Genomic DNA, 21,321 nt, shown 5'->3' on the forward strand with positions numbered 1-21,321 from the left:
AGTAAGCAACTATACCAAAGTACCGTCTCCATCACAAGAGGGACTTCTTTAGTTAAGGGTGAAAAGTTAATAGTTGAGGGACTTTTTCAGTTAAAAGTGAACAGTGAATAGTTAACAGTTATGGTTATTACTACTCACTTCGTTCCTAGTAATTCTCAACGTATTTTTATATAAATTTGCAAAGCAAATTATATTTATAGATTAAAAAGAAAGTGGTTGCCACTTTCATCCTTAACTTTTAACTATTAATTTTTAACTATTAACTATCTTAAGGACCGGCTTTGATTGCTTTAGGTTTTATTGATAATCTTTCGATTTCACTGTGAAAATAACTTATGGAAAATATACTTTGGTACGCCTGTCCTTCTTGTTACGGCTGTGAATTTTGAATCTAGCTTTAGTTAGTTTTATCTCCCAAACTCAAATTTTACTCCCCTAAATTCAAAGAAACTGGTAGCCCAGTTTCCTCAACCATTGTCAAATGTCAATTGTCCATTGTCAATTCCTAATTAATTGCCCTTTGTCCATTGTCAATTTTTAAAACCGTCTACCTCAACTAAACAATCAATTACCCCAAGTTCTACCTCCATCACAAATGGGACAGGCACGGTAAATTTATTTTCTTCGTTAACATCTGATGCTCTCCTAACTTTATATTTCTACCTAAAAAATCAAAGCCAGTCCCCAACACCTGAATAAGCAATTTTTCTAAATTTTTAAGCCATAACAAGTGGGACAGGTTCATTTGTGGCTATTTTCTTCGTTTAAACTGTAGATTCCACAATCACTGTATTACCATAACAAAATAAGCAAAGAACCAGTACCTAACAGGTACGCTGCTTTGCAGCTCAAGTACTGGTTCTTTGCTCGGTAATTTATTTTATCTAGACTTTTTTATTAAGTACTAAAGTTTTTTATGGTGCTACAACCTAAGCGAACCTGTCCTTCTTGTTACGGCTTCACACTTTTAAAATATTATATATTTTCAGTTAAGAGCTAAGAGTTAATAATTAATAGTTGTAGTTATTACTACTCACTTCGTTCCTAGTAATTCTCAACGTATTTTTATATAAATTTACAAAGCAAATTATATTTATAGATTAAAAAGAAAGTGGTTGCCACTTTCATCCTAAACTCTTAACTAATTAAACTCCAGTTTCATCCATCATTGTCAATTTACAAAAACACTCATATCCTCTACAAGACATGAGTGTTTTTACATGTATTATTTCATTTTTAAATTACTATTTATTTCTTTTGCATTAGGTCTTTCTTTTTTATTTTTTAGTTCATCATTTTTATTTAAAGTTTCTGTTTCATGTTCTTTTGTTTTATCTTCATCTACTTTTTCTTCTATATTTATTGTTTCTGTCTTATATTTATCATTTTCTTTTTTCTCTTCTATATTTATTGTTTTCTTATCTTCTTTATCTTCTTTATTTTCTTCTATATTTATAGTCTCTTTTTTTTCATCTTTATCTTCTTTATTCTCTTCTATGTTTATAGTCTCTTTTTTGTCTTCTTTATCTTCTTTGTTTTCTTCTAAGTTTATTGTTTCTTTTTTATTATCTTTATTTTTTATTCTATCTTCTTTAGAATTTTCTTTTTCTAATCTTATCTCTTCAATAGGTTCAACTTTCTCATCAGTTTTTTCATCTTCTGTTTTTGTTGATAAAGAATTGTTATTTCCTATTAATTCAACCTCTTGAAGCTTTTCTTTAAACATTTCATTATCTATACTTTTAACATTAGATATCTTTATAAGTCCATTTTTATCTGGTTCAACTAAACTCTTTTCTACTGTAATTATTACAGTGTTACCTTCTTTTTTTAAAGTTATAGGAAGTTCTTTACCCATTTTAGTCATAACTTTAAAATTTTCTTTAGTTAGTGATTCATCAGCAACCTCTTTCTTAAACCTTGCTACAAAGATATTTTTATTTTTTTCACTACCATGTGTAATTCTAGGTTCTTTAATCATATTAACTTTTTCATTTTTAACTTCTTCTTTTACATTTTTATTTTCTTTATTATTTTGATTTTTATTATCAGTTTCAGCTGGTTCTTTCATATTAGCTTCTTTTTTTACTGATAAATTCATTGTAAATTCTCCCATTGGGTTTCCTGTAGCAGATTTAATATCCTTACTCAAAGTTATGACATATTCTCCATCAAAATCAGAGCCATCAATTTTAGTTATTACAATTGTCTTTCCATCTTCTGATAGCTTGCCTTTTACATTCTCTTTACCTTTACCATCTTTTAATGTTATAGACATATTTTGACCAATTAATCTTCCGTCTTTATATAAAATATAATCCTTATCTATTTTTTGTGAAAAAACTATCTCTAACTCCTTGGAATTTTTAAATTTTGCAGAGTTAACTTTAAATTCCTCAACTGGGTTAGAATTTAGAGTGTATACCATTTCAATTTGATTATTACCTTTAACTAAACTATCTTTAGCAAGCACAACTTTATAAGAACCTAATGTAACTGTAGTAGCTACTACCACTAACCCAAATAAAAATTTTTTCTTCATTGCTATATCGCTCCCTTTCTAAAAAACATAATACTCTTTTAGTTTTCCTAGAAGCGATAAAATTATTCAGTATTTTAAATTTTTTCAAAATTAAAAACCTAGCAAGTAGGGGATTTGCTAGGTTTTTTTGACAATACATTTAGCGAACAAAATATCATCTCTATGAAGTTTATTTCTGTATTGTACACATAGATGCTACGCATCTTATGAAATATTATATACTAAGAAGTTCAAAGTTGCAATTATTTTATACTTAGTTCTTATTGAATAATAATTATCCGAACGGACTTTAGTTAGTTAAATTTTAACTATTTAGCTTTTTACTGTAAATTCTATCCTCTCGCAGAAACTACTATATTTTCTAATTTCATAGTTTCTACAATTTCATTCATAAGATCATTATAATCCCATATAGCTATAATTTTATCATCTAAAAATTTAAATGATAAATTAAAAACTTTTTTTATACCTGTAGGTAGTTTCAAGCTTATATTCGCTTCTTCAAATCCAACATACCCTACATACTTTTCTTCACTATCTTTAAATTTTATATTCTGTTCATCATTAATTGCATACATATCGTTATTTATTTTTTTTATTTTTATATTACTATTAGTAAATAAATATCCAGCACCTTCCATAGTCATTTCAAATTCTTCTACGATACCGGAAAAATGAAATTCTGTTAATATCTTATTTAATTCCTGTCCACTAAAAAGTTTTACTTTCTCCTTTTCATTTTTTATAAAATATTTTACTATCTTAACATCTATTTTTTCTAAATCAACATTTTCTATTATGTTATTTTCAATAAACTTTATATCTATAGCCTTACTTAAATCAAGACTTTGAAAACTTTCAAACTTAATTTTAACTAAATTTTCTTCTAACTCTATTTTTTCAATCTTATTTACAAATTTAAGAAATTTATTATCCTCTTCCATTAAATTCATTTCGAAAATATCAAAGAAATCATTTTTTATTAAGTTACTATCTAAATTTCTATTTAAACTTAAAGAAAAAGTTTTTGTTAAAATATTATAGTCTGCATTTAAAATTTTTAAAGGTTCCTCTATAACTTCATTAACTTCTTCTACATGTTCACTTGCTTCATAACTTTCAATTTCTTTATTATTTAAATTCAATTCTATATCTATATTTACTTTTTCATCTAAAACTTCATCTTCTTCAAGTTTTAATATATTATTTTTATCTTCTTCCATAACTATTTCTATATCTTCACAACAACTATTTAACTCTTCATCACAAATTTTTTTTAAAACAATAGAAGATTTATCACCATAATCTTTGAAAGTCTTAAACTCAAAATTTTTATTATTAAATACAATTTCGACCTTATCTTCCTCTTCATTAAATCCTTCTATCTCCATAATTTCAGATAAATTTATATAAATCATAATAAAAGCCTCCCCTATTTTAAATACTTTTCTACATAACATAACTTGTTATCAACTTAACGCTTCAAATTTCAATTTAAACTTATGCTCTTATCAAATGAAAAAGTTACTATTCTCACAATACTAATGGATGTGGCTTATTCAAGTTGATGTTTTGTTAATAATTCTAGTGGTACTTTTTATAAACTTATAACAAAAATTTGATGAATAAACTTAATTCTAAGTTTGTATTCCCATATAAGAAACCCCTTTTTATTATAGTATATTTTAACATTTTTTCAACTTATTAGATAAACCATCCTATTAAAATAATTTAAACTAAGCCCTATGCTTAGTTTAATAATCTGTTATATAAATTTCTGTCATTAATTAGTTTAATAATTTTTAAATATACCCCTTATTAGTATAAACGTACTCTTTTCACTAAAACTTTAGTGTATATAGATTTTTCTATGAATTTATCATTTTAATAACTTATTTAACCACAAAAAAAGAAACTGGAAATCCAGTTTCTTTTTTTTACTCCCTTAAGGCATAATCAAATAAATAATAATTTAAATATGCTTCAAATTCTTGATATAGTATTTATTTTCATATACCTAAAATATAAATCCGCACAACAAAAATCCTAGTATTATTATTATTCCTGAATATATAAGGTCAACCAAACAATATCCCATTATATCTTTCGCTCCAAGACCAGCTATTCCTAGTGCAGGTAATGCCCAGAATGGTTGAATCATATTTGTCCAAGCATCTCCCCAAGCAATAGACATAGATGTTATTGCTGCTGGAACTCCTAAAGCCTGACCTGCTGGTAACATTATAGGAGCTTGTACTGCCCATTGTCCTCCACCAGAAGGAACAAAGAAGTTAACTATACCAGCACTTAAGAATGAGAATATTGGAAATGTAGTCTTAGTAGATATAGATACAAATCCTGTTGATATAACTCCTGCCAATGATGCTCCATCAGCATTAGCTCCTATCATCATTCCTGTTATTCCTGCATAGAATGGGAACTGAAGTATAATTCCTGCTGAACCTTTAGCAGCATCCCCTATTGCTGCAACATAATTCCTTGGTGTTTTATGAAGCAATATACCAGTAAATAAGAATATAGTATTTACAATATCTAAGTTTAGATTAAATCCTTTAGTTATAAAATAATAAATTATATAAGAAAATCCTAAAACACAAAGAAGTATTGATATTACAGGGCTTGTCTCAATTTTATCTGCTGGCGTAACCGCTACAGAACTTGCAACTTCTTCTTTAGAATCCTCTAACAAAGATGGATCTATAACAACAGTATCCTTTTCACTTGGATGCATAGCTCTATTAACAAGTGGTAATGTTATCATAAGTACTATTAAAGTTACTAACATAACAGGGTTAAATATAGTCTCACTTGTTGGGATAGCTTTATCTATAACCCCTCTAGTTAATTGCTTAACATCTTCTCCACCACTTGCTACAGTTAATGGAATAGAACCAGAAAGTCCTGCATGCCAAACTAAAAATCCAGAATATGCTGATGCTATCAATAAACGATAGTCAACCTTCTTAACTTGACTTGCAACCTCTTTTGCAAATATAGCTCCTATAACAAGTCCAAATCCCCAGTTAATCCAACATGCCACTAATGAAATAAAAGTAACTATTATAATTGCTTGAAATTGATTTTTAGGCACCTTCGCCATTTTTTTTAGTAATTTGTTAAAAGCTGGAGCATTTGCAAGAGCATGTCCTAAAACTAGAACTAATGCCATTTGCATAGAAAAGGCTAATAATGTCCACATTCCATTTCCCCAGTGTCCAACCATTTGAACCGGTGTTTGACCTGTTAAAATCATACCTAGAACAAAAACTAAAACTGTAAGTACTGCTGCAAAGATAAATGGGTCTGGTAAGTATTTTTGAACTAACTTAACACAACCATTTGTAAATTTTTTAAACATAACACACCCTCCTCTTGCCTAAGCAATTGAGAATTAAGAGTATTACTAATTTTGTATAGTTATTTCCTTTATTGCGACTAAACCTATTTCATTTAAAATTCATCTAAAGCTACATATATTACAAAAACAAATACTTTGATTCCACCTCTCATTTCTTAATTACCTAAAACCTATTTGATTTTTTCTTCCTTGAAATTTATAGCAAAATAATATTTATTAATGCATTAAATATATAAAAAATAAAATTAAAATTATTTTGCTATACATCTCTGAAATTAAATTTTAATTTTGAGCAGCAAAAAAGTGAGCATATGCTCAAGTTCAATTTAAAATCAAGAAAATATATAATTTCTTGAACAAATTAAAAGTGGGAATATTTCACTATATTTGTTTTTCAATTCAAAATAATTATACAATTCTACAGCATATTTTTCAACTTATATATCTAAAAAATACAAAACCTTACAAATTTTTCACTAAAATTTTTTTATAACCTAATATTTTTCTATTATTTTTTTGAAAATCTCTTAAAATTTATAACTAATAACTTAGTTTACTAAAAAAATCTAAGTAAGCAATAAAATTATGGTCTTAGCTTCATCAAAAATGGGGCTTTTTTAGTTAAGAGTTAAGAATGAATAGTTGTAGTTATTACTACTCACTTCGTTCCTAGTAATTCTCAACGTATTTTTAGACCTGCAAAAGTAAAACTTCTAAATAAGTAATTATCCAAGATTTTTACGCCATCACAAGAGGGACAGGTTCATTTGTGGCTATTTTCTTCGTTTAAACTGTAGATTCCACAATTGTTGTATTCCCACAATAAAATAAGTAAAGAACCAGTACCCGACAGGTACGCTGCTTTGCAGCTCAAGTACTGGTTCTTTACTTGGTAATTAATTTTATCTAGCCTTTTTATTGAGTACTAGAGTTTTTATGGTGATACAACTAAATGAACCTGTCCTTCTTGTTACGGCTGTACCCTTAGACATCAACGTTCACTTAGTGCTATATAATAACTTTTAAATTTCTTCTATTAAGATATTTATATATAGTAAAGTAAAGCTCTTAAATAAGAACTTTTTCTAAGTGTGGTTCCATTACAAATGGGACAGGCACGGTAAATTTATTTTCTTCGTTAACACTTGATGCTCTCCTAAATTTATATTACTAACACAATAACTCAAAGCCAGTCCCAAACAATTTCAAAGAAAGTGGTTACCACTTTCATCCTAAACTTTTAACTATTAATTTTTAACTATTAACTATCTTAAGGACCGGCTTTGATTGCTTTAGGTTTTATTGATAATCTTTCGATTTCACTGGAAAAACACCTTATGGAAAATTTACTTCGGTACGCCTGTCCTTCTTGTTACGGCTGTGAATTTTGAATCTAGCTTTAGTTTGTTTTATCTCTCAAACACAAAATTTACTCCCTCTAATTCAAAGAAACTGGTTATCCAGTTTCAACCTTAACTGTTAACTTTTAACTATTAACTATTAACTAACTAAGGGACTGGCTAACTTTTTTTATTTACAGTAATTAAATTATAAGAGCTACTATCTATTTTATGGGTATACACCTTTCGTGCCTGTCCCATTTGTTACGGCTGTAAACTTTGAATATAGTTTTTGTTTGTTTTATCTCTCAAACTTAAATTTTACTCCTTTAAATTGAAAGAAACTGGACTAAAAGTCCAGTTCCCTCCTTAACTCTTAACTATTAACTACCTAAGCTCCCGTTTCCTCCATCCCTGTCTAACATCTAGACAACATCTTAGTATTTTTTACCACTGATATTTATATGAAACATATTCCTCTTCTAAAACGCGTAAAGTATAACCTTTTAAATCTATATTATACTTCTTAGCTACTTCAAAAACTTGTTGTGATACTTCATTCACTGTCATTCCAAGTTGTGAAATATTTAAATTTAACACATCAGCTTTATTTAAAAGAGAATTTTTTATTACTTCATCTAATTCTTCCTTACTATAAACTCTTACAAATTCATTTCCATTAATATCTGTTTCTAAAACATTCATGTTTTCAGCAGAATATTTTGTTCCATTAGCAGCTGGAAAACTTTGCTCATATTCCCCTCTTATATGATCTTCATTAAACTTCGCATCATCTAAATTAAAGTATCTATGGGACACCTTTAACATTCTATCACTAGAATTTGTGTAAGTAGGGTCGTCCCAAGTAGCATCCACATTATACCACTGTCCATCATCTAACTTAACCATGTTCCAAGCATGTCCAACATTACCTTCTAAATTTCCTGTAACATACTTACACTCTATACCTACAGCTGTTAATAGCTCATGCATTGCCTTTGCATAACTTTCACAAACCCCTATTCCATCAATTAAAACTCCATATGAATTATGGTCTTCTGGAACATATATTCCCTGTTCATAATTTTCCACATCATATTCAGCATTTTCTACTATATAATCATGTATAGCTAATTCCTTTTCTGCACTACTCATATCATCAGTTATAATATTTTTTATAATTTCATTAACTTTAACTTTTACTGCTGCTTTTTCCATATCCATAGTTTCTTTATCTAAAGAATACTTAAAATTTATATTTAAAATTCTTTCTGAACTATTGGTACCACCTGAAATATTTGCTTCTGCACCTGTGTATCCATAGTTTATATCTGGATTTTCAATAAGAACCTCGTTAATTTTTTTCAGGTTATAATCATTATCATCATAATTACTTATCTTTAAAACTAAATTATTATCAAACTTTTCTAATGCTGTTTTCAAGGCGGCTTTATATTCCTCCTGTGAATTTATAACTACTGTTTCATCTCCAGTAATACTTTTTTTCTTCACAGTAGCATAAAATTCTTTTATATCAGAAATTTCCCCTTTACTTAAAGTCGCTGTTAGTTTTACAGTAGTATCTTTTAATATTGGTCTTCTTACTTTTCCTTCACTGCTTATAACTACATTATTACTACTTGTCCACTTTATACTTACATCTTTTTCACCTTTTATAGGTAAATTCAAATTATCCGTTACATTTGATAAATTACCTAATGTTAAATTTTCTTTTGCCCATTTAACATCTTCACTATCTGTATTAGGAGTTTTTTTTGATTTTATACTCTTAATTAATTCATCTGATACAAATTTTTCTCCACCTAAAGCAATTATTTTAGTTTTATCTGTGACTTTTTCTTGTAAAACATTTAATGTTTTTTCAGTAATCTCATTGTTAGTTAAAACTATTGGTCCATTAGTATCTCCAGCCAATACTGATGCCGTTAACGAATCTACTAAATGATTATTATTTCCATTTGCTATATAAAGACTTTCTAAATCACTAGAATAAAACTTTTTAATAACTTCACCATTGGTTTCATATCTATCTTTTCCAAATATTCTTTCTGCTTTTAAGCTCTTTATTAAACTTTCTGACAATAAAGTTTCTCCACCAATAGCATATACCTTTTGTGCATCATAAGTTACACTTTTTAATTGTGATGAAACATTGTATTTATTCTCTGCTAAAATTATTGGCATAGAATTTTTAGATGCTATTGGTGCTATAGAAAGTGCATCTGGTATAGCACTTCCTGATACCAAACAAACATTTTTACAATCACCATTTAAACTTTTATATTCTTCTAATATATTTAATGCTGTTTCGTATCTATCTCCTCCACCTAACCTTACAGTTAATATACCATTTAATAAAAGTTCTAATTCAACTTTACGAGAAATATTAGACTCTCCTGTTGGTATATATACTCTTTTTACATTTCTACTTTTTAACTCTTTTAAAACTTCATTATTTACTTTATCTTTTAAATCATTTAAAAGAATAGGTGCCTTTAATTCATAAGCCAGTGGTGACACTGTTAAAGAATCAACTAAATTTTTATCAGCAGCTGGTGCTAGAATTGCTTTATTTATATTTAAAGAATTATTTTTATAAAATTCTTCTGCTACTTTAATTGAAGTTTCTATTCTATCCTCTCCTGCCAATCTTATAACTTCAACCTCATTATCTACAGCTAAAACAGGAATAGTAGTTAAAGATAACATACCTGCAATGCAAAGACTTAATAACCTTTTACTTTTTAATATCATAAATATTGCCCCTTTATATAATAAGTATTTTAAATTCACAATAACCTATTTATTATATCGTAAATTCATACTAAAATTTTACACTATAACAATATAACACTTTACAAAAGTTCAAAATTAAGCCTTAAATTATAAATAAATTTTTTTATTCATAACACATTTCAACTGATTTATCTACCACTACTCTAGGGTTCCATGTTGCCTTTTAAAATCAAAACAACACCTTAAATATTTAAGATGTTGTTTTAATAATTATTCTATCCAGTTATATTCTTGAACTCTATTATTATTTTGCATAAGATATGCTGGAACACAGCCTTGATTTGGTAGTTCATATACATTTCCTGAACTTAAACCTACTGCATATACCATTGACCATTCTAAATCTTGTGGTGCAGCAAAACAGATGAAATCTTCCTCTGGTATTCCCCAATGTTTTACTATCTCTTTCCAATTGTTATTATTACTATCTTCTATTATTCCAACAGTATGTCCTTCTTCTAAAAACTTCTTAACAAGATTTACATTTGCTATTAAAAGCGCTCTTGCCTCATCTGCTGTTATAACTTGATTTTGAGGTTCTTCTTTTTCTTCAATTTTTTCATCTACTTGAGATTCTCTATTTTCCTCTTTATTTTCATCTGATTCTTTTACTATTTCTTCTTCATATTGTGGTTGTTCTACTATATTTTCATCTATTTGGTTTTCTTTTTGAATTTCTTCTTGATTTTCTTCCATGTCATTACAGCCACTAATATCAGTTTTTTCTATATTGTTAGTGTTATTTTCCACCTTTAATTCTTCATTAACCTTAGTATCATTTCTCTTTTCCGTACTTATAGTTATAGTATTAGTTTGTTTATTTTTAGCATTTTTTGTTGGATATGCACATCCAAGTAATGTTAAAGCACAAAGTAAAATTGATATAATCTTTTTAAAATTCATAGTATAATTCCTCCTGAAATAAATCCAAAATAATCTTTTGATTAATATAAATAAATTAATTCTTTAATATAATAAAAATATTCATGCTCACATTTTATAATTTTTTTTATTAACTACCTTCTTTTCTATAAATTTAAGTACATTTTTACTAATCTAAAATAATACACAATGTTTAATAAGAAACTATTCTTTCCATTTATATTCTTTTACTCTTTCCCCATTTTCCATAACATATGCTGGTACACCACCTTGAGCTGATATTCTATAAACATTCTTTGAACTCATTCCAACAACATAATTTCTTATTACATGGGAATCATTCTTTAATATAAAATACATAAATTCCTCTTGTGGAATCTCCCAATGTTTTGAAACATCACACCATCCCATATCAGGTGAATATTCTACTTTATTTAAAATGCCTCCATCTTCTATGTTCTTTAGAACATCTTTTGAATCTGCAACCTTTATAAGGTCTTTTGCACTTTCTTCTGTTATTGTTTCATTTTTAGGCTTTGATACATTTTCATTTGATGTTTTTTCTTCTGTTATTGTTTGTTGTTGTGTATTTTCTACTGAACCATTTTCTTTTTGTGAAACGTTTTCTTTATCTTCACTAGCTGTATTCTTTTTTTCATCTTCCTTTTTAGTTTCTTCTTTTACTTTATTATCGTCTTTTTTCTCAGTACTTTCAGTTTTAGGTTTAGTTTCTTCTTTTTTATTTTCTTCCTTTGAAGAACTACATCCCACCAATGTTAAAGTACACATTAAAATTAATAAACCCTTTTTAAAATTCATTGTATAATACCTCCAAAATTAACTATTCTTGTTTTAACATTAATGTATAAAATAGTATATATTTATTTTATGTTTTTAAATTATTTTTTATTTTTATATGTTTTTTGTAATATGTTAGAGTTTTTTATTAAAAAAACTCCAAAATGAAACATAAATTTAATAAATTCTTCTTTAAATGTACACTTAAAATTAATTTCAACATCATTGTACTGCTAATATGTAAAATAGTACATAGTTTTTTAAAAACTGTAACTATTTTGTAATTTAAGACTTTAATACAATAAAGTTCTTTGTAATTTACTGTAATAATAGTAATATTAATTCCATAAAAAAAGACTATTTAATCTAACTTTTCTAGATTAAATAGTCTTACGTTATAAAGTAATTCTCAATTATCATATTTCTTATATCCAACTTTCTTTATTATTATTGTATTAATTTTCTTCCATCAACTAATATGCCTATAAATAATATTTTTAAAATCTCTATTGATAAATCTAAAAATTTTTTCATTAATTTTCCACCTTTCTTTTGTTAATCTAATTATATTTATTTTAATATGTTATTTTAATATGTTATTTTAATTATTGTGCTAACTTTCTTCCATCAACCAATACCCCTATAAATAATACTTTTAAAATTTCCATTGTAACTTTTGATATTTTTTTCATAATTCATTCCGCCTTTCTTCTTTTTATTATTTAATTAATTTTTTTATTTTGCTAAGCTTTTAGCATCTACTAATACTCCTATAAACATTACTCTTACTATTTCCATTGTTATTTTTGTTACTTTTTTCATTCGTCTCTCCACCTTTCCTCTTGTTGATTTAATTATATTCTCTTTGCTTTAAACTAAAAATTTATTTGGATTAAAATTAAATTTCATCTTTGTAATGTTTTCTTATATTAATGTAATAACTTTCTTCCGTCTACCACTACCCCTATAAATAATACTTTTAAAACTTCCATTGTAACCTTTGATATTTTTTTCATAATTCATTCCGCCTTTCTTCTTTTTTATTATTTATTTATTTTTTTTATTTTGCTAAGCTTTTAGCATCTACTAATACCCCTATAAACATTACTCTTACTATTTCCATTGTTATTTTTGTTACTTTTTTCATTCATCTCTCCACCTTTCCTCTTGTTGATTTAATTATATTCTCTTTGCTTTAAACTAAAAATTTATTTGGATTAAAATTAAATTTCATCTTTGTAATATTTCCTTATATTAATGTAATAACTTTCTTCCGTCTACCAATACCCCTATAAATAATACTTTTAAAACTTCCATTGTAACCTTTGATACTTTTTTCATAATTAACTCCACCTTTCTTCTTGTTGATTTAATTATATTTTCTAAATCTTAATAGCAAATAACCGTAATCTTAACTAAACATTAATTTAAAAAAATTACATTTTTTAGTTAAGATTTAATAGTGAATAGTTGACAGTTGTGGTTATTAATATTCGCTATGCTCCTAATAATTCTCAATCTATTTTTAAAATTTAGTTCTGTTAACAAAATCCAAGTAATCAATTCCTCCAAGTTCTACCTCCATCACAAGAGGGACAGGTTCATTTGTGGCTACTTTCTTCGTTTAAATTGTAGATTCCACAATTGCTGTATTCACATAATAAGACAAATAAAGAACCAGTACCTAACTGGTACGCTGCTTTGCAGCTCAAGTACTGGTTCTTTACTGGGTAATTTATTTTATCTAGCCTTTTTATTGAGTACTAGAGTTTTTTATGGTGCTACAACCTAAGTGAACCTGTCCTTCTTGTTACGGCTGTAAACTTTGAATACAACTTTGTTTAATTTAATATCATAAACTTAGAATTTAATTCCTATAGTTCAAAGAAACTGGCAGCCCAGTTTCAACCTGAACTATTAACTTTTAACTATTAACTCTTAACTAACTAAACTCCAGTTTCATCCATCATTGTCAAATGTCAATTGTCAATTTTTCAAGCTCCCTACCTCAACTAAGTATGCAATACCCCTAAGTTATACCTCCATCACAAATGGGACAGGCACGGTAAACTTATTTTCTTCACTAGCACTTGATACTCTCCTAAATTTACGCTACTTGCTAAAACACCAAAGCCAGTCCCCAACAACTCCAAAGAAAGTGGTTGCCACTTTCATCCTGAACTTTTAACTATTAATTTTTAACTATTAACTATCTTAAGGACCGGCTTTGATTACTTTAGGTTTTATTGATAATCTTTCGATTTCACTGTGAAAATAACTTATGGAAAATATACTTTGGTACGCCTGTGCTTCTTGTTACGGCTGTGAACTTTGAATATATCTTTAGTTTGTTTTATATCTTCAGCTTAAATTTTACTCCCTTAAATTAAAAAGAAACTGGTGATCCAGTTTCATCCATCATTGTCAAATGTCAATTGTCAATTTTTCAAGCTCCCTACCTCAACTAAGCAAGCAATCACTCAAAGTTTTACTTCCATTACAAGAGGGACAGACGCGTAATTGGCTACTTTACTATTCTTTTGGATAGATACTTTTGTTGATTTTAGTTTTTCTCCAATAGTACTCGAAGTCGGTCCCGAACAACTACGCAGCAAAGCTGCTATTTTAGGACCGGCTTTGATTGCTTTAGGTTTTATTGATAACTTTTCGATTTCACTGTGAAAATAACTTATGGAAAATATACTTTGGTACGCCTGTCCTTCTTGTTACGGCTGTAAACTTTAAATTTAGCTTTGGTTAGTTTTATCTCCTAAACTCAAATTTTACTCCCTTAAATTAAAAAGAAACTGGCAGTCCAGTTTCTTCCTTAACTTTTAACTATTAACTTTTAACTCTTAACTCTTAACTCTTAACTATCTAACTCCAGTTTCCTCCTAAATTCTTAATTCATAATTCTTAATCCTTAATCTTTTTAATTGTCCTCTATTAAGTTTCCTCTTATATCTAAATCTTTTAAGCTTTTCATTTCTTTTATAGATTTAGGTAATTCTTCTATATAATTTACTTTCAATGATAACACTCTTAAATTTTGCAAATTTGTTATCGTTTCTGGAATTTCTTTTAATTCATTAGCACATAAATATAACTTTTCTAATTTATCTAACTTTCCTATTGATTCTGGTAAATAACTCAAGTTATTTGCTTGTACTATAAAATCTTCTAAATTATTTAGTTCACCTATACTATTAGGCAACACAGTCAATTGATTATCAGATAAATATAACTCCCGTAGATTTTTTAATTTACCAATATTATCTGGCAACATAATTAATTGATTATCATCTAATTCTAAAGTTCTTAGATTTTGTAATGCTTCTATTTCATTAGGAATAGTAGTTAAATGATTACTATTTAAAATTAAAGCTTCTATATTTTCTAGATGTCTTATTCCATCTATATTAGATATACCTTTATCTTCTAAATCTAAGACCCCACTCATATTATTAAGATCGCCAACAGTAATCCCTGCATCAAAAGGTTTTCCTAATTTTTCATTCAATGCCTTTTTAAAATTAGGATCTGAAAACTTTACTATATCTGTTGTATTATCCTCTACAATATATTCTACATTATCTATATCTATTTTATATTTCTTATCATCCTCGACACACGTATCCTGATGGGTCCATTTAACCAACTGAGTATCTTTTACATTATCACAAGCTAATACATATTCTTTAGGTGCTAATATAATGCTACTTAATATAGCTGATAATATTATTAATTGTATTTTCTTCTTATTCAAAATTTTCCCCCCACTTCAAAAATACAAACTTTATATAACTTAACTCCATGGATTAATTTTAATTATTATTTAATACTTATTGTTGTAATATACATATCGACAAATTTAGATATTTATTAACACTTTTTTTACAAATTTTAAATATATACACTTTGTTTTTTCTAAAACCATTTATATATTATAAATATTTTTAGAAAAAAAAACACGGCTAATATACATATATATACTAGCCGGTTGTATCATTAACTCCATATATTTCAGATACCCAAATACAAAATATACTTCATTGTTTCATATATAATTACAAAGTAATATAATTATTCAGTTTTATTAACAAAATTATACATTGTTTTCATTTCTTTTTCAATACTCTAAAAAATTTGCTGTTCATAAGGATAATTTTATCACTCAAAGGAATAATCGTGCTTATGTAATATTTCTTTAGTAAAACATCATAAATACTTTATATTATCTTTTAAACTCTAAATTAAGCATACTTAAATCAAATTCACTTAACTCTTTATTACTGCAATCTATAATAAAACTAAATAATTTTGCTTTATTAGAATTCAACTCTATTCCATCTATTTCTAGAGTAGTTGTATGTATTATTTCATTATTCTTATCGTATATTGTTATAGGTAATTTTTCCACCTTAAATGTTTCATTTTTACCATTCCTAACTAAAAAAGTAACTTTTATTTTATTGTCTTTTTCCATATATACTTCATATGTAGTCAAATCAACTTGTCCCTTTTCTATTGGTGGCAATGTATTTAATGATTGTTTTAAAAACATCTGCATTTCAAAAGGGATGTTTTCTATATCTTCATATTCAATATGTGCTATATTTAAAGTTTCTATTTCTTTACTAAAGATAATTTTACAACCTTTATTTATATTTATATTTTCAGGCATGTTGGCCTTACTAAATAATATTTTATGTGGCCTTGCACTATAAGCAGGTACTTCGCCTAACGAATCTAATCTAAAAGTTTCTGACACTAAAATATTTTCATTTTCATCAACCAACGTTAATGGCAAAGTAGTAAAGTGAAGGTCATCCTTTGTAGCATTTCTAAAAAAAACTCCAATTTCAATGTTTTCACCATCATCAAAAACATAAGACGTTCTTATATTTACATCGTTTTCTTTTATACCATCAAATTCCTCTAACTCTTCTTCTAACATCATCTTTTTTATATCTGAAACTAAAGCTTCTTCATCTGGATGTAAAGATAACTTCAATTTTACAAAATTTACATCACTATTACTCATAAAAATCCTCCGTATATAATTATTACACTTTATCTTTATTGTTTTTATCCATATTTAGTCATACAGATATAATTATACCATCATTGACTAACATAATTAATAGCAAATGCAAATATAAAAAATTTATTTTTTTAACTTTCTCCCTCAATTAAGCAAGTAATCACAAAAAGTTCTACCACCATAACAAATTGAACTTTTTTAATTTAGTCTTCTTTTAAAATTCTTCTTGCAGTAGCATATCCATAATATGATGATGACATTTTCACAACATCTCCAGGCCCTGGTGAATGTATATACTGTCCATTACCTACGTACATCGCTACGTGATCATAGTTATCTCCAGAATAGCTAAAGAAAATTAGATCTCCTGGTATTAAATTTTCTTTATTGACCTTATATCCTTTACTCATTTGATCCACTACTGTTCTTCCTATATCAACTCCAACTTGTTTATATACATATTGTGTTAATCCAGAAGAATCAAATCCTTTTTCTGGAGAATTTCCTGCCCATACATAAGGTATTCCTCTTAAATCATTAGCTATTAATACTACTCTGTTTCTTTTCAAATCATTATTACAGTTTTTAGAAACATAATCTACATATTCTTCTATAGTTTGAACATTATCTAAAATATTAGAAGATATAGCTCTATCTCCACCTAATAAATATACATTTGTATCATTAGATACATTTTTCTCTAAGCTTTCATTTATATTTTCATCTAAAGTACCATCACTTAAAATTATAGGACTTTTATTTAATGCAGCTAACACAGACACTGTTAATGAGTCTACCAAATGATTATTACCTCCATTAGCTACATATAAATTTTTAAAATAATCATAAGATGAAGGAATACCAATTAAAAATTTATCTTCAAAGGATTTAGTACCTTTATTAAAATCAAAATTAAAATATTTACAAATTATAGTGTTAGTTTCATATCTATTTTCTCCGCCTAATCTAATAGCCCTTAATTTGTTATATACTAAATCATCTGATATGACTCTGCTTCCTCCAATAGCATATACTTCTCTAGCATTTAGAAGAATATTTTCTCCCATACCAGAAATTTTACTTTCAGTATTAGCTAAAACTATTGGCATAGATTTACTACAAGCAATTGGTGCTATAGATAAAGCATCTGCTAGTCCATTTCCAGAAACTAAACAAGCACTAGAAATATCTCCACCTTTATTAATATATTCCTTTAAAATATTTTCTGATGTCTCATACCTACTATCTCCGCCTAGTCTTATGACTTCTATGTTATTTCTTAAAAGTTCATCTTCAACTTTTGTAGATATAACACTTGTACCTGTAGGTATATATACACATGTTATGCTGTTTTCTATAAGTTTATTTAAAACCAAACTATTTAATTCATCTTTAGAATCATTTAAATATATTGGAGCACCTACCTTATAAGCTAATGGTGCGACGGCTAAAGAATCGACCAAATTCTTATCATTTGATGGTGCTAATATAGCACAGTTATCATCATAGCCCATTTTATTTCCTCTATTAGCTATAAATTCATCTGCTATAGCTATAGCTGTTTCAACACGAGTCTCCCCTGCTAATCGTGTGTATTTTATACTTCCTGTTTCTCCAAAAACAGTAGCTGAACTAAAACACAAAATTCCAGCCATACATAATGTAATTATTCTTTTTTTAAACATCACACATTCCTCCTTCTACTTAACATTTGAATTATATTAAATTTTACAGTAAAAATCAAACAAATTTTTACAAAATTTATAATTAATTTTATATAAACCCAAATTATTATTAATAATAGTAATAAATTTAATTACTATAAAAAAGTCATAAGTTTTAAACTTATGACTTTTTTAAATTTATTTAATTTATTTTGCAATCTGCAAAATTTACATCTGCACAAGTCGAGCTCTTTATTTTAATTTCAAACTTTTCAACTCCACTTACATCTATATCTACAATTCGTGGTAAATCCCCATTATTAAATTCATAAATTCCTCGGCTTTCATCATCACAGAAAAATTCCACACTAAAACCTGCACCAGATCTACATCCTAATATTCCACTTATACATTTATATTTTTTCCTTAAATTAAAAGAATTCACCCCTGTATATGATGAGAATGAATATCCTTTTGTATACGAGTTTCCTCCCATTTTTAAATATTCTGCATTATTTGTTCTATAGCCACATGATGAATAATAAGGTGTCAATATGTCACTCATATAACCTTCTTTGTGTTCTTTATCAATTGTATCAATATCTGTTATACTTCCTTTGCTATCCATAACTACATTAGCAAAATTTACATCTGCACAAGTCGAGCTCTTTATTTTAATTTCAAACTTTTCAACTCCACTTACATCTATATCTACAATTCGTGGTAAATCCCCATTATTAAATTCATAAATTCCTCGGCTTTCATCATCACAGAAAAATTCCACACTAAAACCTGCACCAGATCTACATCCTAATATTCCACTTATACATTTATATTTTTTCCCTAAATTAAAAGAATTCACCCCTGTATATGATGAGAATGAATATCCTTTTGTATATGAGTTTCCTCCCATTTTTAAATATTCTGTATTATTTGTCCTATAGCTACATGATGAATAATAAGGTTTCAATATATCACTCATATATTCTTTTTCCTTCATATCTAATTGTGCCAGCGTATTAGTATTTATTGCAGATTCACCACCTAATACTATAGATTTTTTTATATTATTTTTATTTTCACTAATAATTTTCTTAGTATTAATATCAACAGTTTCTGAAGTTAATACTATTGGAGAATTAGTTTTGCTTGCAATCCCTGCACCTGATAACGCATCTGGGAAATTACTTCCTGTTGCAACATATATATTATTAAAATCTAAATCATTTTTAAATTTGTTTAAAATTTTATAATTTGTTTCGTATCTATTATTTCCAGCAATTCTTTCTGACGATGGTAAAGATTTTAAAATCTTATTATTTATTAATTTTTCTCCACCGATTACATAACTTTTAGATATTCCATTATTTTTTATGTATTGTTTTGCATCAGCATTTAAATTGCTTTCTTGAGATAAAATAATGGGACTATTTTTAGATGCAGCTACTGTTGAAACTGACAACGCATCAGCAAAACTATCCCCTGTAGCTACAAATACTTCTTCAGCTTGTCCAATTGTTTCTGCAACTTTAACTGAAGTTTCATATCTATCATTCCCATTTATCCTGTTGGTTAATATCCCCATACTATTAAGTGATGTTTCTACACTATTACTTATAACCCCAGTTCCCCCAATAATATATACTGTTTTAACTCCTAACCTTTTTATTTCATTCTCTAATTCTGAAGAAATTTTATTTTTACTTGTTAGTAAAATTGGAGCATTATACTTTTTAGCAAGTGGCGCTGAACTTATCGCATCTGGATAATTTTCACCAGTAACTAAAACTGCAACATCTGATTCTGACCATCCTTTTTGTGAAACTTTTATAGATGTTTCATATCTACTCATTCCAGATATTCTATCTGTTGAAATTAATTCACTAGCATTAGCATTTACACAAATAAAACTCCCCATAATAGCTGTGCAAATTCCTAATAATATTTTTCTTTTTTTCATATTATCACCTCTCCTAAATTTAAACAAAACCAACAATATTGTATCATGTTTTACAATGTATTACAAAATATGTATATATTATATATTTTGTATCAAATTTAAATTTAAGTAATAAGATGCACTTTTCTTAATTTTATCTCTCGAACCTGATTTTTACTCTACTCAAATTTAAAGAAACTGAAGTCTAGCTTCTTCCACCATTGTTAATTATCAAATTTTTTAAACTTTTAAAACTTTTAAAACTTTTAATTCTTAACTATTAACTATTTTAGGACCGGCTTTGATTTGTTTAAGTTTTATTGATAATCTTTTGATTTCACTGTGAAAAATAACTTACGGAAACTATACTTTGATACGCCTGTCCTTCTTGTTACGGCTGTAAACTTTGAATATAGTTTTAGTTTGTTTTATATGTTTAACCTTAAAATCTAATCTATTATAAACACTTTGAATCTACAAAAATAAAACTCCTAAATAAGAACTTTTTCTAAGTATGGTTCCATCACAAATGGGACAGGCACGGTAAACTATATTCTTTTCTCTAACATATGATGCTCTCCTAACCTTATACTTCTATCTAAAAATTCAAAGCCAGTCCCGAACAACTACGCTACATAGTAGCTACCTGGGGACTGGCTAACTTTTTTTTATTTATGATAACTAAATTGTAAGAGCTACTTTTTAGTTTATGGAAATACATTCTTCGTGCCTGTCCCATTTGTTACGGCTGTAAACTTTGAATTTAACTTTAGTTAGATTCATCTCTCAAACTTAAATTTTACTCCCTTAAATTCAAAAGAAACTGGCACCCCAGTTTCCTCCATCATTGTCAAATGTCAATTGTCAATTTTTTAAACCACCTATCTCAACTAAGCAAGCAATCACTCAAAGTTTT

General features: G+C 27.3%; 10 protein-coding genes and 1 riboswitch. All 10 genes read right to left on the minus strand.

The features are described from left to right. Positions 1-1,225: 1,225 nt before the first annotated feature. The 10 genes from KQI36_RS15570 to KQI36_RS15615 all read right to left on the minus strand — a co-directional run bounded on the left by KQI36_RS15570 (position 1,226) and on the right by KQI36_RS15615 (position 20,426). Positions 1,226-2,542: an Ig-like domain-containing domain gene (locus KQI36_RS15570; protein ID WP_216451698.1), complete on the minus strand. Its 1,317-nt coding sequence runs from the start codon at positions 2,540-2,542 to the stop codon at positions 1,226-1,228. 332 nt (positions 2,543-2,874) lie between these two features. Next, positions 2,875-3,960 (minus strand): hypothetical protein, encoded by a 1,086-nt coding sequence (locus KQI36_RS15575; protein WP_216451699.1) that lies wholly within the window; start codon positions 3,958-3,960, stop codon positions 2,875-2,877. A gap of 599 nt (positions 3,961-4,559) precedes the next feature. Next, positions 4,560-5,921 (minus strand): TIGR00366 family protein, encoded by a 1,362-nt coding sequence (locus KQI36_RS15580; protein ID WP_216451700.1) that lies wholly within the window; start codon positions 5,919-5,921, stop codon positions 4,560-4,562. 1,787 nt (positions 5,922-7,708) lie between these two features. After that, positions 7,709-10,036 (minus strand): cell wall-binding repeat-containing protein, encoded by a 2,328-nt coding sequence (locus tag KQI36_RS15585; protein ID WP_216451701.1) that lies wholly within the window; start codon positions 10,034-10,036, stop codon positions 7,709-7,711. Between the two features lie 252 nt (positions 10,037-10,288). Further along, complete coding sequence (locus tag KQI36_RS15590) at positions 10,289-10,981, minus strand: hypothetical protein (RefSeq protein WP_216451702.1); 693 nt, start codon at positions 10,979-10,981, stop codon at positions 10,289-10,291. 183 nt (positions 10,982-11,164) lie between these two features. Next, complete coding sequence (locus tag KQI36_RS15595) at positions 11,165-11,779, minus strand: hypothetical protein (protein ID WP_216451703.1); 615 nt, start codon at positions 11,777-11,779, stop codon at positions 11,165-11,167. 2,911 nt (positions 11,780-14,690) lie between these two features. Further along, a complete protein-coding gene (locus tag KQI36_RS15600) occupies positions 14,691-15,524 on the minus strand; it encodes a leucine-rich repeat domain-containing protein (RefSeq protein WP_216451704.1) in 834 nt (277 codons plus the stop codon). A gap of 219 nt (positions 15,525-15,743) precedes the next feature. Continuing rightward, positions 15,744-15,827: riboswitch (cyclic di-GMP riboswitch) on the minus strand. 165 nt (positions 15,828-15,992) lie between these two features. Next, positions 15,993-16,802: an SLAP domain-containing protein gene (locus KQI36_RS15605; RefSeq protein WP_216451705.1), complete on the minus strand. Its 810-nt coding sequence runs from the start codon at positions 16,800-16,802 to the stop codon at positions 15,993-15,995. A gap of 203 nt (positions 16,803-17,005) precedes the next feature. Then, the gene (locus KQI36_RS15610) at positions 17,006-18,487 is read right to left on the minus strand and encodes a cell wall-binding repeat-containing protein (protein ID WP_216451706.1); all 1,482 of its coding nucleotides are present in this window, start codon (positions 18,485-18,487) and stop codon (positions 17,006-17,008) included. A 181-nt stretch (positions 18,488-18,668) separates the two neighbouring features. Continuing rightward, positions 18,669-20,426 carry a cell wall-binding repeat-containing protein gene (locus tag KQI36_RS15615; RefSeq protein ID WP_216451707.1) on the minus strand — a complete coding sequence of 586 codons (1,758 nt, stop codon included), beginning with the start codon at positions 20,424-20,426 and terminating at the stop codon, positions 18,669-18,671. Between the last annotated feature and the right edge of the window lie 895 nt (positions 20,427-21,321).

The sequence above is a fragment of the Clostridium senegalense genome (assembly GCF_018916625.1).
GTDB classification, from domain to species: domain Bacteria; phylum Bacillota; class Clostridia; order Clostridiales; family Clostridiaceae; genus Clostridium_J; species Clostridium_J senegalense.